The organism is Bradyrhizobium sp. U531, from assembly GCF_051710265.1.
Lineage (GTDB): Bacteria > Pseudomonadota > Alphaproteobacteria > Rhizobiales > Xanthobacteraceae > Bradyrhizobium.
The window spans coordinates 620,422-634,818 of sequence record NZ_JASVEN010000001.1 but is presented as its reverse complement, the minus strand read 5'-3'; the positions used below and the strand labels follow the sequence as shown (position 1 = coordinate 634,818).

15 protein-coding genes are annotated in these 14,397 nt (G+C 64.6%); 4 read left to right on the top strand and 11 right to left on the bottom strand.

All coding sequences use genetic code 11. The features are described from left to right. Positions 1 to 5 precede the first annotated feature (5 nt). From QRQ56_RS03175 to QRQ56_RS03165, 3 genes are all read right to left on the bottom strand, one after another. A complete protein-coding gene (locus QRQ56_RS03175) occupies positions 6 to 353 on the bottom strand; it encodes a hypothetical protein (protein ID WP_438737573.1) in 348 nt (115 codons plus the stop codon). 84 nt (positions 354 to 437) lie between these two features. Next, positions 438 to 1,445 (bottom strand): GTP pyrophosphokinase, encoded by a 1,008-nt coding sequence (locus QRQ56_RS03170; protein ID WP_438737572.1) that lies wholly within the window; start codon positions 1,443 to 1,445, stop codon positions 438 to 440. A 17-nt stretch (positions 1,446 to 1,462) separates the two neighbouring features. Further along, positions 1,463 to 2,995 (bottom strand): acyl-CoA carboxylase subunit beta, encoded by a 1,533-nt coding sequence (locus QRQ56_RS03165; protein WP_438737571.1) that lies wholly within the window; start codon positions 2,993 to 2,995, stop codon positions 1,463 to 1,465. 140 nt (positions 2,996 to 3,135) lie between these two features. On the opposite strand from QRQ56_RS03165, the gene QRQ56_RS03160 reads away from it, so the two are divergent. From QRQ56_RS03160 to QRQ56_RS03150, 3 genes are all read left to right on the top strand, one after another. Then, positions 3,136 to 3,540 carry a DUF4260 domain-containing protein gene (locus QRQ56_RS03160; RefSeq protein ID WP_438737570.1) on the top strand — a complete coding sequence of 135 codons (405 nt, stop codon included), beginning with the start codon at positions 3,136 to 3,138 and terminating at the stop codon, positions 3,538 to 3,540. Between the two features lie 248 nt (positions 3,541 to 3,788). After that, positions 3,789 to 4,382, top strand: coding sequence for a hypothetical protein (locus QRQ56_RS03155; RefSeq protein ID WP_438737569.1), 594 nt, complete (start codon positions 3,789 to 3,791; stop codon positions 4,380 to 4,382). 207 nt (positions 4,383 to 4,589) lie between these two features. Next, complete coding sequence (locus QRQ56_RS03150; protein WP_438737568.1) at positions 4,590 to 5,594, top strand: dienelactone hydrolase family protein; 1,005 nt, start codon at positions 4,590 to 4,592, stop codon at positions 5,592 to 5,594. Between the two features lie 176 nt (positions 5,595 to 5,770). Here QRQ56_RS03150 and blaOXA read toward each other — a convergent pair whose 3' ends face one another. From blaOXA to QRQ56_RS03130, 4 genes are read right to left on the bottom strand one after another with little or no spacing between them, the layout of a single operon-like run. Beyond that, a complete protein-coding gene (blaOXA, locus tag QRQ56_RS03145; protein ID WP_438737567.1) occupies positions 5,771 to 6,610 on the bottom strand; it encodes a class D beta-lactamase in 840 nt (279 codons plus the stop codon). A gap of 53 nt (positions 6,611 to 6,663) precedes the next feature. After that, positions 6,664 to 6,927, bottom strand: coding sequence for an EscU/YscU/HrcU family type III secretion system export apparatus switch protein (locus QRQ56_RS03140; RefSeq protein WP_097658757.1), 264 nt, complete (start codon positions 6,925 to 6,927; stop codon positions 6,664 to 6,666). Continuing rightward, the gene (fliK, locus tag QRQ56_RS03135; protein ID WP_438737566.1) at positions 6,924 to 8,516 is read right to left on the bottom strand and encodes a flagellar hook-length control protein FliK; all 1,593 of its coding nucleotides are present in this window, start codon (positions 8,514 to 8,516) and stop codon (positions 6,924 to 6,926) included. The genes QRQ56_RS03140 and fliK overlap by 4 nt, the downstream gene beginning before the upstream one ends. Positions 8,517 to 8,570: 54 nt before the next feature. Then, positions 8,571 to 9,365: an ATP12 family chaperone protein gene (locus QRQ56_RS03130; RefSeq protein WP_438737565.1), complete on the bottom strand. Its 795-nt coding sequence runs from the start codon at positions 9,363 to 9,365 to the stop codon at positions 8,571 to 8,573. A 75-nt stretch (positions 9,366 to 9,440) separates the two neighbouring features. Here QRQ56_RS03130 and QRQ56_RS03125 point away from each other — a divergent pair, with 75 nt between their 5' ends. Then, entirely contained in the window at positions 9,441 to 9,887 is a 447-nt protein-coding gene (locus QRQ56_RS03125) for a hypothetical protein (protein WP_438737564.1), read from the top strand. A 135-nt stretch (positions 9,888 to 10,022) separates the two neighbouring features. Here QRQ56_RS03125 and QRQ56_RS03120 read toward each other — a convergent pair whose 3' ends face one another. From QRQ56_RS03120 to QRQ56_RS03105, 4 genes are all read right to left on the bottom strand, one after another. Continuing rightward, positions 10,023 to 11,267 (bottom strand): RluA family pseudouridine synthase, encoded by a 1,245-nt coding sequence (locus tag QRQ56_RS03120; protein ID WP_438737563.1) that lies wholly within the window; start codon positions 11,265 to 11,267, stop codon positions 10,023 to 10,025. Continuing rightward, positions 11,264 to 11,581, bottom strand: a complete 318-nt coding sequence (locus tag QRQ56_RS03115) for a HigA family addiction module antitoxin (protein ID WP_438737562.1) — start codon at positions 11,579 to 11,581, stop codon at positions 11,264 to 11,266. Before QRQ56_RS03115 ends, QRQ56_RS03120 begins: the two co-directional genes overlap by 4 nt. Positions 11,582 to 11,659: 78 nt before the next feature. Continuing rightward, the gene (locus QRQ56_RS03110; protein WP_438737561.1) at positions 11,660 to 12,994 is read right to left on the bottom strand and encodes a replication-associated recombination protein A; all 1,335 of its coding nucleotides are present in this window, start codon (positions 12,992 to 12,994) and stop codon (positions 11,660 to 11,662) included. Then, entirely contained in the window at positions 12,991 to 14,397 is a 1,407-nt protein-coding gene (locus QRQ56_RS03105) for a DegQ family serine endoprotease (protein ID WP_438737560.1), read from the bottom strand. Before QRQ56_RS03105 ends, QRQ56_RS03110 begins: the two co-directional genes overlap by 4 nt.

The following is a 14,397-nucleotide window of genomic DNA, read 5'->3' as shown; positions in this document are numbered from 1 at the left end:
TACACTCACACCAATTTCAGCGGCGCATCGGCAACGACACGCAGCTCGATGCTGCCGATCAACGCCGCGCGGCGCGTCTCCGCAGCACTGATGGCATCGTCGGTCTGCCGCAACGTCGAGACGTTCGAACCGAGCGACACGATCCCGCCCAGCACCAGCGCAATCGATCCGAGCGCCGCGGTCTGACCGAAGCCGAACACACCGAGGATCGTCACCAACAACAGCACCGCCCCACCGCCGATCGCGATCTTGGACGCCAGGATGTACTTTCGACACCGCTCGGCGATCTCGGCAAGCCGCTCGATGCGATCTTCGATGTCAGAGATCTCGTCGGTCGGCTCGGATGCGGTCATAACATTCAGGCCCTAGAGGCGTTGAGCGCGGCGGCAATGCGACACGAATGATGACCGATTACATGTCACTCACCGTCCCAAGCGCTATGTCTCAACCGGTGAAACAAGACGCTCGTACTCCGTCAGGTCTACCGAGGTCACTCGTTTCGCGGCCCGGAACTTGTCCGAAACAACACTTAGCGTAACTCGCACTGCGCCGACGTCAGCGAGTTGGGTATGATAGTTGCCTTCAAAGGCATTAAGCGCGAGCCGCCCTCTCTCTAGATCACGATCAACTTCTTCGATCGAGCCATATTCCGCTTTTTTGATTTCTTGAACGAGCTTAGAAACAACCGAAAAATCCGAATGCTTCCGATTAGGAAATTTTTGCTCCAAGTACGACTTCACCGTATCCAAATTGATCTCGCGATATTTTTTCGGTGAATTCTTTTCAGCGGCTAGCTTCGACTGAGTCCTCGCAGAATAAAACTGTTCAAACTCACTATCGGCTACGTAGAAAAGTCCACCTAGCGCGCTTAAAGCGAGCTTCAACTCCTCAGGAACATCCCACTCGCCTTTGTAATCGAGATAGTGAGAAACGGCTGCCCACGCATGCATGCAAAGAGTTCGAACTTGAATCTCGAACCGCACTCCGCGCGTATTTTCATACCTCGGTCCATTGTACCTTTCAGGCATCCGACAGACGTAGTGGATGGACATGTACCCGAGTGGACCCCCCTCCGAAATCTTGTCATCAACGTCCAACACCTCAAAATTTTCGCGAATTACCGCACCTACTTTCGATAAATCGGATCGGAAAAGGCAGACTACGCGGGCACCCACGAGATCAACGAGGCCATCCAAGTCGTTCAGCCCCTTGCGCTCGCATTTTTGCGTTACTGAAACTAGCTTCTTGATCCGCTTTTCAGTTGTATGAACCTTGATATCCGCAGCGGCAATTCTGTCGTGTAAGATGAATAGAACTTCCTCTAACAGACCTTCATAGCGCGCATAATTTCGGCTGTAATCCTGCGCAATTTTCTGCCTATCAGGTTCGGTAAGCCGAGTCTCATCTTGACCGGCTTGTGCCCCTTTCGATTCTGAGTCGCGCATGGGATGCTCGCCAAACTTCACAACGGCAGATTGTCATGCTTCTTCGCCGGCGTCTCCACCTTCTTGTCCTTCAGCATCGCCAGCGCCCGCGCAATCCGTCGACGAGTCGAGTGCGGCATGATGACGTCGTCGATGTAGCCGCGCTCGGCCGCGATGAAGGGTGACAGGAAGCGGTCTTCGTATTCCTTGGTGCGCGCGGCGATCTTGTCGGGGTCGCCGATGTCACTGCGGAAGATGATCTCCACCGCGCCCTTGGCGCCCATCACCGCGATCTGGGCGGTCGGCCAGGCGTAGTTCATATCGGCGCCGATCTCCTTGGAGGCCATGACGTCGAAGGCGCCGCCATAGGCCTTGCGGGTGATGATGGTGACCAGCGGCACGGTGCACTGCGAGTACGCGAACAGCAGCTTCGCGCCATGCTTGATGAGGCCGCCATATTCCTGCGCGGTGCCCGGCAGGAATCCCGGCACGTCGACGAAGGTGACGATCGGGATGTTGAAGGCGTCGCAGAAACGGACGAAGCGGGCCGCCTTGCGCGAGGCATCAGAGTCGAGCACGCCGGCCAGCACCATCGGCTGGTTGGCGACGAAGCCGACGGTGCGGCCGGCGATGCGGCCGAAGCCCGTGACGATATTTTTGGCGAACATGTCGGCGATCTCGAAGAAATCGCCCTCGTCCACGACCTTCAGGATCAGCTCCTTCATGTCGTAGGGCTTGTTCGGATTGTCGGGGATCAGCGTGTCGAGCGACATGTCGACCCGGCCGATGTCGTCGAAGCTCGGCCATTCCGGCACGCCGTCGGTGTTGTTGGACGGCAGGAAGTCGATCAGGCGGCGCATCTGCAAGAGCGTCTCGACGTCGTTCTCGAAGGCGCCGTCCGCGATCGAGGAGCGCGTGGCGTGCACCGAGGCGCCGCCGAGCTCTTCGGCGGTGACGACCTCGTTGGTCACGGTCTTCACCACGTCAGGGCCGGTGACGAACATGTAGCTGGTGTTCTTCACCATGAAGATGAAGTCGGTCATCGCGGGCGAATAGACGTCGCCGCCGGCGCAGGGGCCCATGATGACGGAGATCTGCGGGATCACGCCCGAGGCGAGCACGTTGCGGCGGAACACGTAGGAATAGCCGGCGAGCGCGGCGACGCCCTCCTGGATGCGCGCGCCGCCCGCGTCATAGAGGCCGATGATGGGCGCCCGCGCCTTCATCGCCATGTCCTGAAGTTTTGTAATTTTCAGCGCGTGGGTTTCGGAGAGCGACCCGCCGAACACCGTGAAGTCTTTCGCGAAGACGAAGGTCTTGCGGCCGTTGACGGTGCCCCAGCCGGTGACGACGCCATCGCCGGGCACCTTGTTTTTCTCCATGCCGAACTCGGTGGAGCGGTGCTCGACGAACATGTCGAACTCCTCGAACGATCCCTTGTCGAGCAAGAGCTCGATGCGCTCGCGTGCGGTCAGCTTGCCGCGGGCGTGCTGCGCCTCGATGCGCTTCTCCCCGCCGCCGAGCTTGGCACCGGCACGACGATCTTCAAGGGCGTCCAGGATGTGTTTCATTTGCTCCCGCCAGGTCTTAGGTGATGGGCGGGTTCTAACACGGCATTTTGCGGGCCGGAAAGCGCCTTTCGGTGCCGCAGGGCTGCCCTGCCGCAGCGTGAAAGCGCAAGGAATTCCAAAGTTTTACCTGGGAGGCGAGTATGACCGAAGGAACGATCGAGGCGGGTGCTGCGACGGGCGGCGTCAACATCCTGCTGCGGCTGGAGGGCCTCACCCTGTTTACCGGGATGGTGATGCTTTACTGGTCCTGGGATGGCTCCTGGCTGGTCTTTGCCCTGCTCTTCTTCGTCCCCGATCTGAGCTTCCTGGCATACCTGTCCGATGCCAAATTCGGCGCGCTGGTCTACAACGCCGCCCACAGCTACATGGCGCCGGTGTCGCTGCTGACCCTGGGCTTTGGCCTCACCTCGCCGCTCACTTTGTCCATCGCCTTGATCTGGCTCGCCCATATCGGCATCGACCGGGCCCTCGGCTATGGTCTGAAATATTCCGCCGGGTTTGGCTTCACCCATCTGGGCCGGATCGGGCGGCAGAAGGACGGCTGAGGCTAACGCCAGCCCGGTTTCGGCTGACTGCGTAGCCCGGGTGAGCGAAGCGATACCCGGGACGATTTGTGCCGTGAACCCCGGATGTCGCTTCGCTCATCCGGGCTACGAGGTCGCATTTGCGGTGCCGGCCGGTTGACCGGGCCCGCCGATTCAGGCTTGCTCCGGTCCTCTCGATCAGGCGCCGAATGTTGCGTGAGCCCAGTCGGTACGGCGGCGGTCACAAGGCCCAGGCTTTGGCATCACCCATGTCCGCGACGGTCGTCCCCCTGCCGCCGAACTCATCGTCAGAAACCATCGACTTCCTGCGGCGCATGGCCAGCATGGTGTCGGGGCGGAACGGCGAGATGCTGCTGCGCGCCGCAAGCCTGATCGAGTCTCTGGCGCAGCGCGCGATGTCCGCGGAGCGGCTCTATCACCAGCAGCAGGCCGAGAGCACCCGCAACACCGAGCTGCGCGACGCCGCCGAGCTCGCCTCCGATGCCATGGTCGGTCAGATCGAGACGCTGCGGACGCAGCTCGCCGAAGTCACCGCGGCGGCGGCGGCCGAGCGCGCCGCCTTCGATGCCGAGCGCGGCAAGCTGATCGGCCTGATGCAGAATGCCGAGAGCCATATCGGCAAGTTGACCACCGAACTCGATACCTTGCGCGCCTCAGTGGACAGCTTCAACGAGACCGCAGTCTCCGTGCCGATCGAAGTGCTGCGGCTGGCGCGCACCCAGTTCGATTTCCTGTCCGCCGGCTTTGCCCGCAAGGGCGACGTGATCTCGCAGGCGATGAGCGAGATCGGCGGCTTTGCCATCGACCAGGCGCTGACCGCGAAGAAGGTCGACAAGGGCTGAGGCCATTCACTCGGCAGCTGTCATGCCCGGGCTTGTCCCGGGCATCCATGTCTTTGGCGCCGGCGAAGAAGATCGTGGATGGCCGGGACGAGCCCGGCCATGACGTGGTGGAGACAGCCTCCCAACTCACGCGCGTCCCTCCCCCGCGCCAAATTGACAGCGCGCGGCCCGGTTGTTCTACTCGATGAAAATATCAGGGAGGATCCGATGGCCACCAACTGGCGCGCCGCAGCCGTGCTCATCGCACTGTGCGTTTCGACTTCATTCGTCGGCAACGAAGCCGTTGCGCAGGCGATGCCGAAGGAAGTCGCCACCCGGGCCGAGATCTACCCGATCCCCTCGCTCACCCTCTCCGACCAGCAATTCCTCAGCGGCGATGCCGCCGCCGGCAAGCCGGTGACGGTGGCCGGCGAATTCCGTGTCGCGCAAGGCACCGGCAAGCTTCCGGTCGTGGTGCTGATGCACGGCTCCAGCGGCGTCGGCGCCACCACCGAGGCATGGGTGCACGCCTTCAACGCCATGGGCATCTCGACCTTCGTGATCGACGGCTTCACCGGCCGCGGGCTGACGGTGGTCGGGCCGAACCAGGCCCTCCTCGGCCGGCTCAATTTGATCATCGACATCTACCGCTCGCTGGAGATCCTGGCCAAGCACCCGCGCGTCGACCCTGACCGCATCGTGCTGATGGGCTTTTCGCGCGGTGGACAGGCAACGCTTTATGCGAGCCTGGAGCGCTTCAACAAGCTCTGGAACAAGTCCGGCATCCAGTTCGCCGCCTACATCCCGTTTTATCCGGATTGCTCGACGACGTATCAAGGCGACAGCGAGGTCGCCGCGCGCCCGATCCGCATCTTCCACGGCACGCCGGACGACTATAATCCCGTGAAAAGCTGCAAGGCCTTCGTCGAACGGCTGAAGGCCGCGGGCCGCGACGTCGTGCTGACCGAATACCCCGAAAGTGCGCACGGGTTCGACAGCGGCCTGCTCGGCGTCAGCACCGTTGCGGTGTCGACCAATTCGCAGACCGTGCGCAATTGCCGGATCCGGGAAGGCGACGGCGGCGTGCTGATGAACGGCGAGACCAATACGCCCTTCACCTACAAGGACGCCTGTGTCGAGCTCAACCCGCATGTCGGCGGCAATCCGAAGACGGCCGCGGAGTCGCGCAAGGCGGTGGAGGAGTTTTTGCAGGTGTTGTTCAAGCTGGGTTAGACCCGCACCGACGCCGGCTGCTCAAGTCAGGATTGGCTGCCACCATATCCTCCGTCATTGCGAGCGCAGCGAAGCAATCCAGACTGCCTCAACGGAAAGACTCTGGATTGCTTCGTCGCAAGGGCTCCTCGCAATGACGTTGGTGAGAGAGGCGATCGAGGCCTCATCGCGCCAAACTATATCGCGCCGATCTCGGCAAGGCAGGCTTGCGTCAGCGTCATGCGCTCGCCGACAAGACGCGTCTCCCCGCAATCCATGTTGAGCGCAAACACCGTGTGCACCTCGCCCTTCTCGGCCCAGCCGACCATCCAGCCGAGCGAGGGCTCGCCGCGCTCGGCGCCCAGCAGGCCGGACTTGGCGCGGATCACGCTGTCGCCGACCTTGGTCACCGGCAGGATGTCGGCGACGAGATCCTGGCTGCGCTTCGAGACCGGGAGCGCACGGCGGCGCAGCCGGTCGACGAAATCGACCTGCTCGACGGGATCGATGCGCAAATTCCCGGTGAGCCAGAACTGGTCGATGCCGCCGCCGATGTCGCGATTGCCGTAGTCGAACTCGTCGACATATTTCTGCATGCGCTCTTGCCCGATGCGCCGCGCGATCTCCTGATAGACCGGCACCGCGCTCACCGCGATCGCGCTGCGCAGCGTGTGATCCTTGTTCCAGGCCTCGATCGGCCGCTTGACGCCGTCCCAGGGGAAGACGTCCTTGTCGGGATCTGCAACGACGCCGGTCTCGAGCGCGATCAGCGAGTTCGGGATCTTGAAGGTGGAGGCCGGCAGCTTGCCCTCGCCCGAGCGCTCCTTGTCGCTGGCGACGATCAGATAGTCCTCGACCTTGTAGCCGACGAAGGTGCCTGACGTGCCGAGGTCGGTGAAGCGCTTGGCGAGACTGTCGCGGATCTCGTTGCGCGGCGGCGCGACATGGGCGAACGCGCGCTGCGGCAGGATGGCAGATGCGGCGAGAAGTCCGAGAGTGGAACGGCGGGTGAGCAAGGGCGATGTCCGTTGAGCCATGAATGCGGCGCGACCATGCATCCGCTCCGTGGTGAAACGATGACAGTTGGGGTCTAGCGTCCCCGTCCCGACAGCCGCAGCACGAACACCAGCACTTCGGCGACGGCCTTGTAGAGGTCGGGCGGGATCTCCTCGCCGAGCTCGACCTTGGACAGCGCGCCGGCCAAAATCTCGTTCTCCTCGATCGGGATGTCGTTGGCTTTCGCGATCTCGACGATCTTTTCGCCGATCGAGCCTTTGCCCTTGGCGACGACGACCGGGGCGTTGGTGCCCTTCTCGTAATGCAGCGCGATCGCGAGCTTGGACGGGTCGCTCATGTGGCGCGATCCAGGAAATGACCGGCGCGGGCCGGCGCCGGTTGCGGCGGCGTGCCGTCGCGCACGAGGATGTCACCGGGCTTGAGCTCGGCGCGCGTCAAGGCCTGGTTGAGCTCACCGATGCCGGCGCGAAGTTGTTGCGCGGTCGCCGGGCGCTCCGCCCACATCCGCACGAAGGTCTTGTCGCCGTTCAGCGTGATCAGCGCGTGCACGGGACCGGCGGGCTCGACATTGAGCGTGAAGCGCGCGCGCCAGGCTTGCTTGGCGGGATCGGCGGATTCATTGCCGCCGTCGCGCGAAATCTCGAACTGCGCCATCGCGGTGCCCTGCGGCGTCGCGAACGGAATCTCGAAATTCCATTGCGGCACGGCCGGGTCGATGCGATGGCCCGAGGCGTCGGTGCGATCGGGAAGCGATGCGACCTGCAGCAGCGTCTGGCGCGCGATCGCGGCATCGGTGTCGTCGAGCAGGCGGTGCACGGTCGCAGAGAGCGGCGCCTCCGGCGCAAGCGATGGCGCGGCGATGGCTTGCGCGGACGGCAGCGCGCCGCGGAACGGCGGCGGCGTGGCGCGCGCGGCCGCCTCGAAGATGTGGCCGTCGGGCACGGCCTTGTTCGAGCCCGGCACGTTGCCGGTGAGGCGCGGCAGGTTTTGCGTGGCTTCCTGCAACAGGCTGGCGGCAAGCCCTGCGGACATGGTCCTGGGCATCGTCGCCTGCTGAGCGTTGCCGGCGATGTTGGCCAGCACGGCGGCCGCAAGATTGGCGCTGCGCGGCATTTGCGGCTGCTGGGCGATTTCGGGATCGGCCGACGGCAATGCGGCCTGCGCGGCAGCGACCTGCGGCGTTGGCGCCGTGCCGGACGGAAGCGCGGTGGCTTGCGGCTGCGGCGCGGCGGATTCGAGCGTGGCCAAGGTCTGGCGCAGCACCAGCAAGGCCGCCTTCAGATCCGGCACGGTACCGGAGCGCGGCGTTGCACCCGCGGCCAGCGAAGCCTCGAGGAACAGCCCTGATTTCTGGAAGGCGGATTCGATGTCGCCGCCGTCGAGGCCGGTGTTGAGCGGCGTCTGCTGCGCCAGCACGTCCAGCACCGCCTGCTTCAAGCCCACCGGCAGATCACTGCCGGTGACCACGGAGGCGAGATTGGCGAACAGCGGCGCCTGGCTGCCCTGCTTGGTCACGGCCTCAGAAGAGGCCGTGGCGACCGCAACGTGCTCCGCCGGCGTCAGCGTGGCGCGCGGGGTGTTTGCCGACGGCGCAAGCGGCGGGCTCTCCACCAGCGCGGCGGCGCGCGGCGTCAGCGTGATCTGGTCGCCGGCCGCCTCGCCTGCTCCGCTCATCACGGCGAGCCGGATGGTGCCGTCGTTCTGCGACACCGCGAGCTGGAGATTCTGGCCCGGCGTCAGCGCCACCTCCGACGTCACATCCATCGCAAGATTGGCGATCGCGATCCGCACCAGATTGTCGGCCATCACGCTGAGGACCCTGGCGTCGACGACGCTGCCGGCCTGCAGCACGAGGTCTGGCGTCGTCGCATCAGCCAAGGGGCTGGCGGCACTGACGGGAAGAATGGAGGTGACCGGCGTCGGCATATCAGGGGGCCCAAGGGACGCCCCTACCGTAACGCCGGCGTCGTAAACCTCTCGTTAAGGACCTTTGGCCGCGGAGGCCTTTGCCGCCGCCAGGACCGTCACGGCGGCCTCGAAATCCCTGAGGCGCGTGGCCCGGCGGGCGGCCGCTTCCTCGTCCACGCCCCATTGCTCGTTGTTCCAATCCTCATCGACATGGGCGGCATCCCAGACCTGGCCCGCATCGCGCACGTCGTGGGCCAGGGCCAGCGCCAGCAGCGCCGAGCCGGTCAGGGTCGTGACCACATGAAGCGCGGCGACCGACCAGGCATCGTCGGGCAGCGCGGCGCGGGCCGCCTGCAGCGCCTCGTCCGGCTGCTTCACATGCATGACACCCTCGGACAGGATGAAATGGGCCCCCAGCGTCTCCGCCGCCCAGAACAGCACGGGATCCCAATGCGCGGCCTCGCGGGCGACCAGCCCTTCCGGGTGGCCGGCGCGGTAGAACAGCAGATCGGACTCGAAGTATTTTGCGAGGTCCTCGGCAACGAGCTCGACACGGTCGACGACGCCCTGGACCACGCTGTTGGCGATGCGCGTCAGCGGCATGGTCACGGGGTCGATGCTCTCGCCCTGGGCCGCCCATTCCGCGGCTACGCGATCAGCGAGCGCCCGCGCCGGGATCACCACCTGGCGGCCCGAGGGCGTGCGGATCGGCCTGCCGTCGAGCGTGATGGCAAATCCGCCCTCGGCATCGGCGACGCCGGCCTCCTTGTAGAAGCGCTTGCGCAGCGGCGTGCGCGCGGAGGCGCGCGCCGATTCCCGGGGATCCGGCGGAGGCTGGCTGGCGGCTTCTTCGAACAATTCGCGCATGTGAGTTTTCGGTCCCGGTCGCTGAATGCTAGGCTTTTAAGATAAGACCTGTGGCCGATAAAGCGAGCAGCGGGCATGAGGGAACTTGCGGGCATTGCAGCCCTGCTCGCCGGGCTTTGGCTGGCCGCGGCGGAGGCTGGCTTTCGTACCCCGGAATCGCTGGTCCGCAACGTCTATGCCCATTACGGCGAAGGTGCGCCGGAGCTGTCCAGAGGCCTGCCCCGGGATGCGTCCACCGGCAGACAATTCTTCGATCCCTCCCTGCGCAGGGCCTGGTCCGCGCCGCGGGTCGAGCCCTACGACTTCCTGGTGCAGAGCCAGAGCTGGAAACTCGGCCCGGTCGCAATTGCCGTCGTCCGCAGGCAATACGACAAGACCTATGTCGCGGCCAATTTCAACAATCGCGGCAAGCCCGTGACGCTGAACTTCATCGTGGTCAACGGACCAGAGGGCTGGCTGATCACTGATATCGAGAGCCCGCATGACAGTCTGCGGATGTTTCTGGAGCAATTTCGGAAGTGAGAGGAGCCACCGCAGTTTCCCCCAGCGTCATTGCGAGCGCAGCGAAGCAATCCAGAGTCTTTCCGCGGCGACAGCCTGGATTGCTTCGTCGCAAGGGCTCCTCGCAATGACGGGGTTGGCAGCGGAGCCAGCCCCCTACTCCTCCGGCGCGTTCTCGATCGGGTCGAACCGGCTGGCATCCAGCCCAAGCAGATTCCACGACTGCTGCATGTGAGGCGGCAGCGGCGCGGTGGCGTCGATCACGCCGCCGCGCGGATGCGGGATGACGATGCGGCGCGCGAGCAGATGCAGCCGGTTCTGCAGGCCGCCCGGCAACTGCCAGTTCTCGATGTTGAAATATTTGGGATCGCCGACGATGGGGTGGCCGATATGGGCCATGTGAGCGCGGAGCTGATGCGTGCGGCCCGTCACCGGCTTGAGCGACACCCAGGTCAGCTTGTTGCCTGCGGTTTCGACCACCGCGTAATACGTCACCGCATGGCTGGCGCCCTCGTCGCCGTGCTCGGCGATGCGCATGATGGTGTCGTCCTCGGTCTCCTCCTTGGCAAGGAAAGTCGAGATGCGGCCCTGTTTCGGCTTCGGCAGGCCCGGCACCAGCGCCCAATAGGTCTTTCGCGCCGACCGCGAGCGGAATGCGCCGGTCAGATGCGAGGCGGCAAAGCGCGTCTTGGCTATCAACAGACAGCCCGACGTCTCGCGGTCGATGCGGTGCACGAGGCGCGGTTTCTGGCCCTTGGAATCGCGCATCACCTCGAGCATCTGGTCGATGTGGCGCGTCATGCCCGAGCCGCCCTGCACCGCAAGGCCGGCGGGCTTGTTCAGCACGAGAACGTCGTCGTCCTCGTAGATCGTCATCTCCTTCAGCGCCTTGAGCGTCTTCTGCGCAGCTTCCGACAACTCGTCGACAGCCTTCGGCGTATCGAGCTTCAACGGCGGAATGCGGACGCTCTGGCCCTCCTCCAGACGATCCTTGCTATCGACGCGCTTGCCGTCGACGCGCAGCTCGCCTTTGCGGACGACGCGCTGGATGTGGGAGAACGACAGGCCGGGAAAGCGCGCTTCGAGGAAACGGTCGACGCGCATGTTGTTCTCGTCGGCAGTGACCTTGACGGTCTGCACCTTGGTCGGCAGCAGCGCTTCGACGGGCTTTTCCGGCGCGGCTCGTTCGAATTCGGCCCTCTCAAGCCTGGCTGTGGGCGGACGGCGCTCGGCACGCTCGCCCGCAAAGCGCGGCGGCTTGCTGCCGCTTGGCTTACCACTGGGTTTTCCGCCCGGGCGCGGCCCGGCCTTCTTCGCGCTGCCTGCCTTGAATGGGCGCGCTTCCTTGCGCTCGTCACGGTCCCGAGGCTTCGGGTTCATTCTCTTGATGCGGCGGCTCATGCGGTCTTTCCAAGCTTTCGTGTCGACTGCGCATTGGCGCGGCGGGGCAGCGACGCAACTTGTGCGCCGACCTCCCGCTCCGCCAGCCGCAGCTCATATTGCTGTTGCAGGTTCATCCAGAATTGCGGGCTCGTGCCAAACCAGTGGCCAAGACGCAGCGCGGTGTCGGCGGTAATTCCGCGCTGACCGTTGATGATGCCAGTAATGCGATTAACCGGCACGTCGATCTGACGCGACAGCTCCGCGGCCGTGATGCCGAGTTCTCGCAACTCTTCGGCGAGATGCTCGCCAGGATGTGTGGGTGTATGGGGCATGGGAATTTCCCCGCCGAGTAGCAAGATTTACGCGTTACGTAAACCGTAATTGTACGCTCTGTGACCGGCTTCCAAGTTCTACTTCCCGCCCCGCTCCTTGCGCAGCTTGGCCCAGTAATCCAGCCGCTTGCGGATTTCGCGCTCGAAGCCGCGCTCGGGCGGGTCGTAGAAGGTCTGGCGGCCCAGGGCTTCCGGGAAGTAGTCCTGCCCCGAAAAAGCGTCGGGGACGTCGTGGTCGTATTCGTAGGCCGCACCGTAGCCTTCCGACTTCATCAGCTTGGTCGGGGAATTCAGGATGTGCTTGGGCGGCAGCAGCGAGCCGGCCTGCTTGGCGGTCTGCATCGCGGCCTTGAAAGCCGTATAGACCGCGTTCGATTTCGGCGCGGTGGCGAGATAGACGACGGCCTGTGCGATTGCGAGCTCGCCTTCGGGATGACCGAGAAAGTCGAAGGCGTCCTTGGCCGCATTGGCGATGACGAGCGCCTGCGGATCGGCAAGGCCGATATCCTCGACCGCCATGCGCACGACGCGGCGGGCCAGGAACAAAGGGTCCTCGCCGGCGTCGAGCATGCGGCAGAGATAGTACAGCGCGGCATCGGGATCGGAGCCGCGCACCGATTTATGCAGTGCGGAGATCAGGTTGTAATGGCCGTCGGCCGACTTGTCGTAGATCGGCGCGCGGCGCTGCAGGATATCCTGCAGCTGCGCGGCGTTGAAGATCTCGTCCGCCCGCGCCGAACGCCAGACCTCTTCGGCGAGCGTCAGCGATGCCCGTCCATCGCCGTCGGCCATCCGCACCAGCACCGCCCTCGCCTCGTCATCGAGCGGCAGCTTCCTGCCCTCGACCTCTTCGGCGTGCGCGAACAGCTTTTCGATCGCGGCGGCATCAAGCGAGCGAAACACCAGTACGCGCGCGCGAGAGAGCAACGCCGCGTTGAGCTCGAAGGACGGATTCTCGGTGGTGGCGCCGACCATGACCACCGTGCCGTCTTCCATCACGGGCAGAAAGGAATCCTGCTGAGCGCGGTTGAATCTATGCACCTCGTCGACGAACAGCAGCGTGCCCTTGCCCATCTCGCGGCGGGCGCGCGCGGCATCGAACGCCTTCTTCAGATCGGCAACGCCGGAGAACACCGCGGAGATCTGCTCGAAATGCAGGTCCGTCGCGTCCGCGAGCAGCCGCGCCACCGTGGTCTTGCCGGTGCCGGGCGGTCCCCAGAACACCAGCGAGCCCAGCGTGCGTGTTTCCAGCATGCGCGTCAGCGCGCCGTCGGGACCGAGGATATGATCCTGGCCGACGACCTCCGACAGGCTGCGCGGGCGCAAGCGATCCGGCAGCGGATGCGGCGCCTCATGGTCGAGCCCCGCCGCCGCGAAGAGGGTTGGCGTCTGCTGTGGTCGCTTTGGACTCATCCGCCCAGCGTGACGTTGATCTGCTGGCCATTACGCACCAGCGTGATGCGCCAGAGCCGCGGCCGCTCACCTGCGGCCTTTTCCAGGTCGATGGTCTTGCTGATCCTCTGGTTGTTGACGAGCAGGATGATGTCACCCTTCTGGAAACCGACATTGGCGGCCGCGCTATCGCCGCCGAGATCGGTGATCACGACGCCCTCGGTGTCGGCATCGAGATGCAGCTCGTCGGCCACCGCCGGCGTGATGGTCGAGATCTTCGCACCCTGGAACGGCGAACGCGCGGTCACGACGAGTTCGTTGCGACCGGTATCGGGCGCGATCTCCAGCGCTACCGACAGCTTGAGCGGCTTGCCGCTGCGCTGCACGTCGATCTGCGCGGTGCCGCCGAGCGGACGGGTGGCGAAGCGATAATCGAAGGCATTGGGATCATCTACGGCCTGGCCGTCGATGCCGGTGATGAGATCGGAGGATTTCAGCCCGGCCTTCGCTGCGGGGCCGTTCGATACCACACTCGCGACCAGCGCACCGGTCGGCGAACGCAGGCCGAGGCTCTCGGCGATCTCCGGCGTCACCGCCTGCAGCTTGGCCCCGAGCCACGGCCGCTTCACCGCCTTGCCGCCGCTCCTGGCGGAGGCGACGACGACGCGCACCATGTTGGCGGGAATCGCAAAGCCGATGCCTTGCGAGCCGCCAGAGCGCGAATAGATCGCGGTGTTGATGCCGGCGAGCTTGCCGCTCATGTCCACCAGCGCGCCGCCGGAATTGCCGGGATTGATCGCAGCATCGGTCTGGATGAAGAACTGGTAGTCGGTGATGCCTACTTGCGTGCGCGCCAGCGCCGAGATGATGCCGTGGGTCACGGTCTGGCCGACGCCGAACGGGTTGCCGATCGCGAGCACGACGTCGCCGACCAAGAGCTCGTCGGAATTGGTGAAGTCGAGGGTCGGGAACTTCTCCTTGGTGTCCTTCAGGCGCAGCACCGCGAGATCAGTGCGCGTGTCCTTGAGCAGGATCTCGGCCTCGAACTCGCGCTTGTCCGACAGCGACACCTTCACCTGGTCCGCGCCCTCGATGACGTGGACGTTGGTGACGACGAGACCGGAGGCATCGACGATGACGCCCGAGCCGAGCGAGCGCTGCATCTGCTCCGGCTGCTGGCCGGGCACGCCGAAGAAACGGCGGAAGATCGGATCGTCCAGCAGCGGGTTGCGGTTCTGCACCACCTTGGCGGCATAGACGTTGACCACGGCCGGCTGCACCCGCTGCACGATCGGCGCATAGGACAGCCGCAATTCGGCCGGCGAGGACGGGACCTTGCGGTCCTGCGCCGCAGCCGGATTGAACTGGGCGAAAAAGGCTATGCACAAGGCCGTGACGACGGCAGTCCGGATCGATCGAAACAT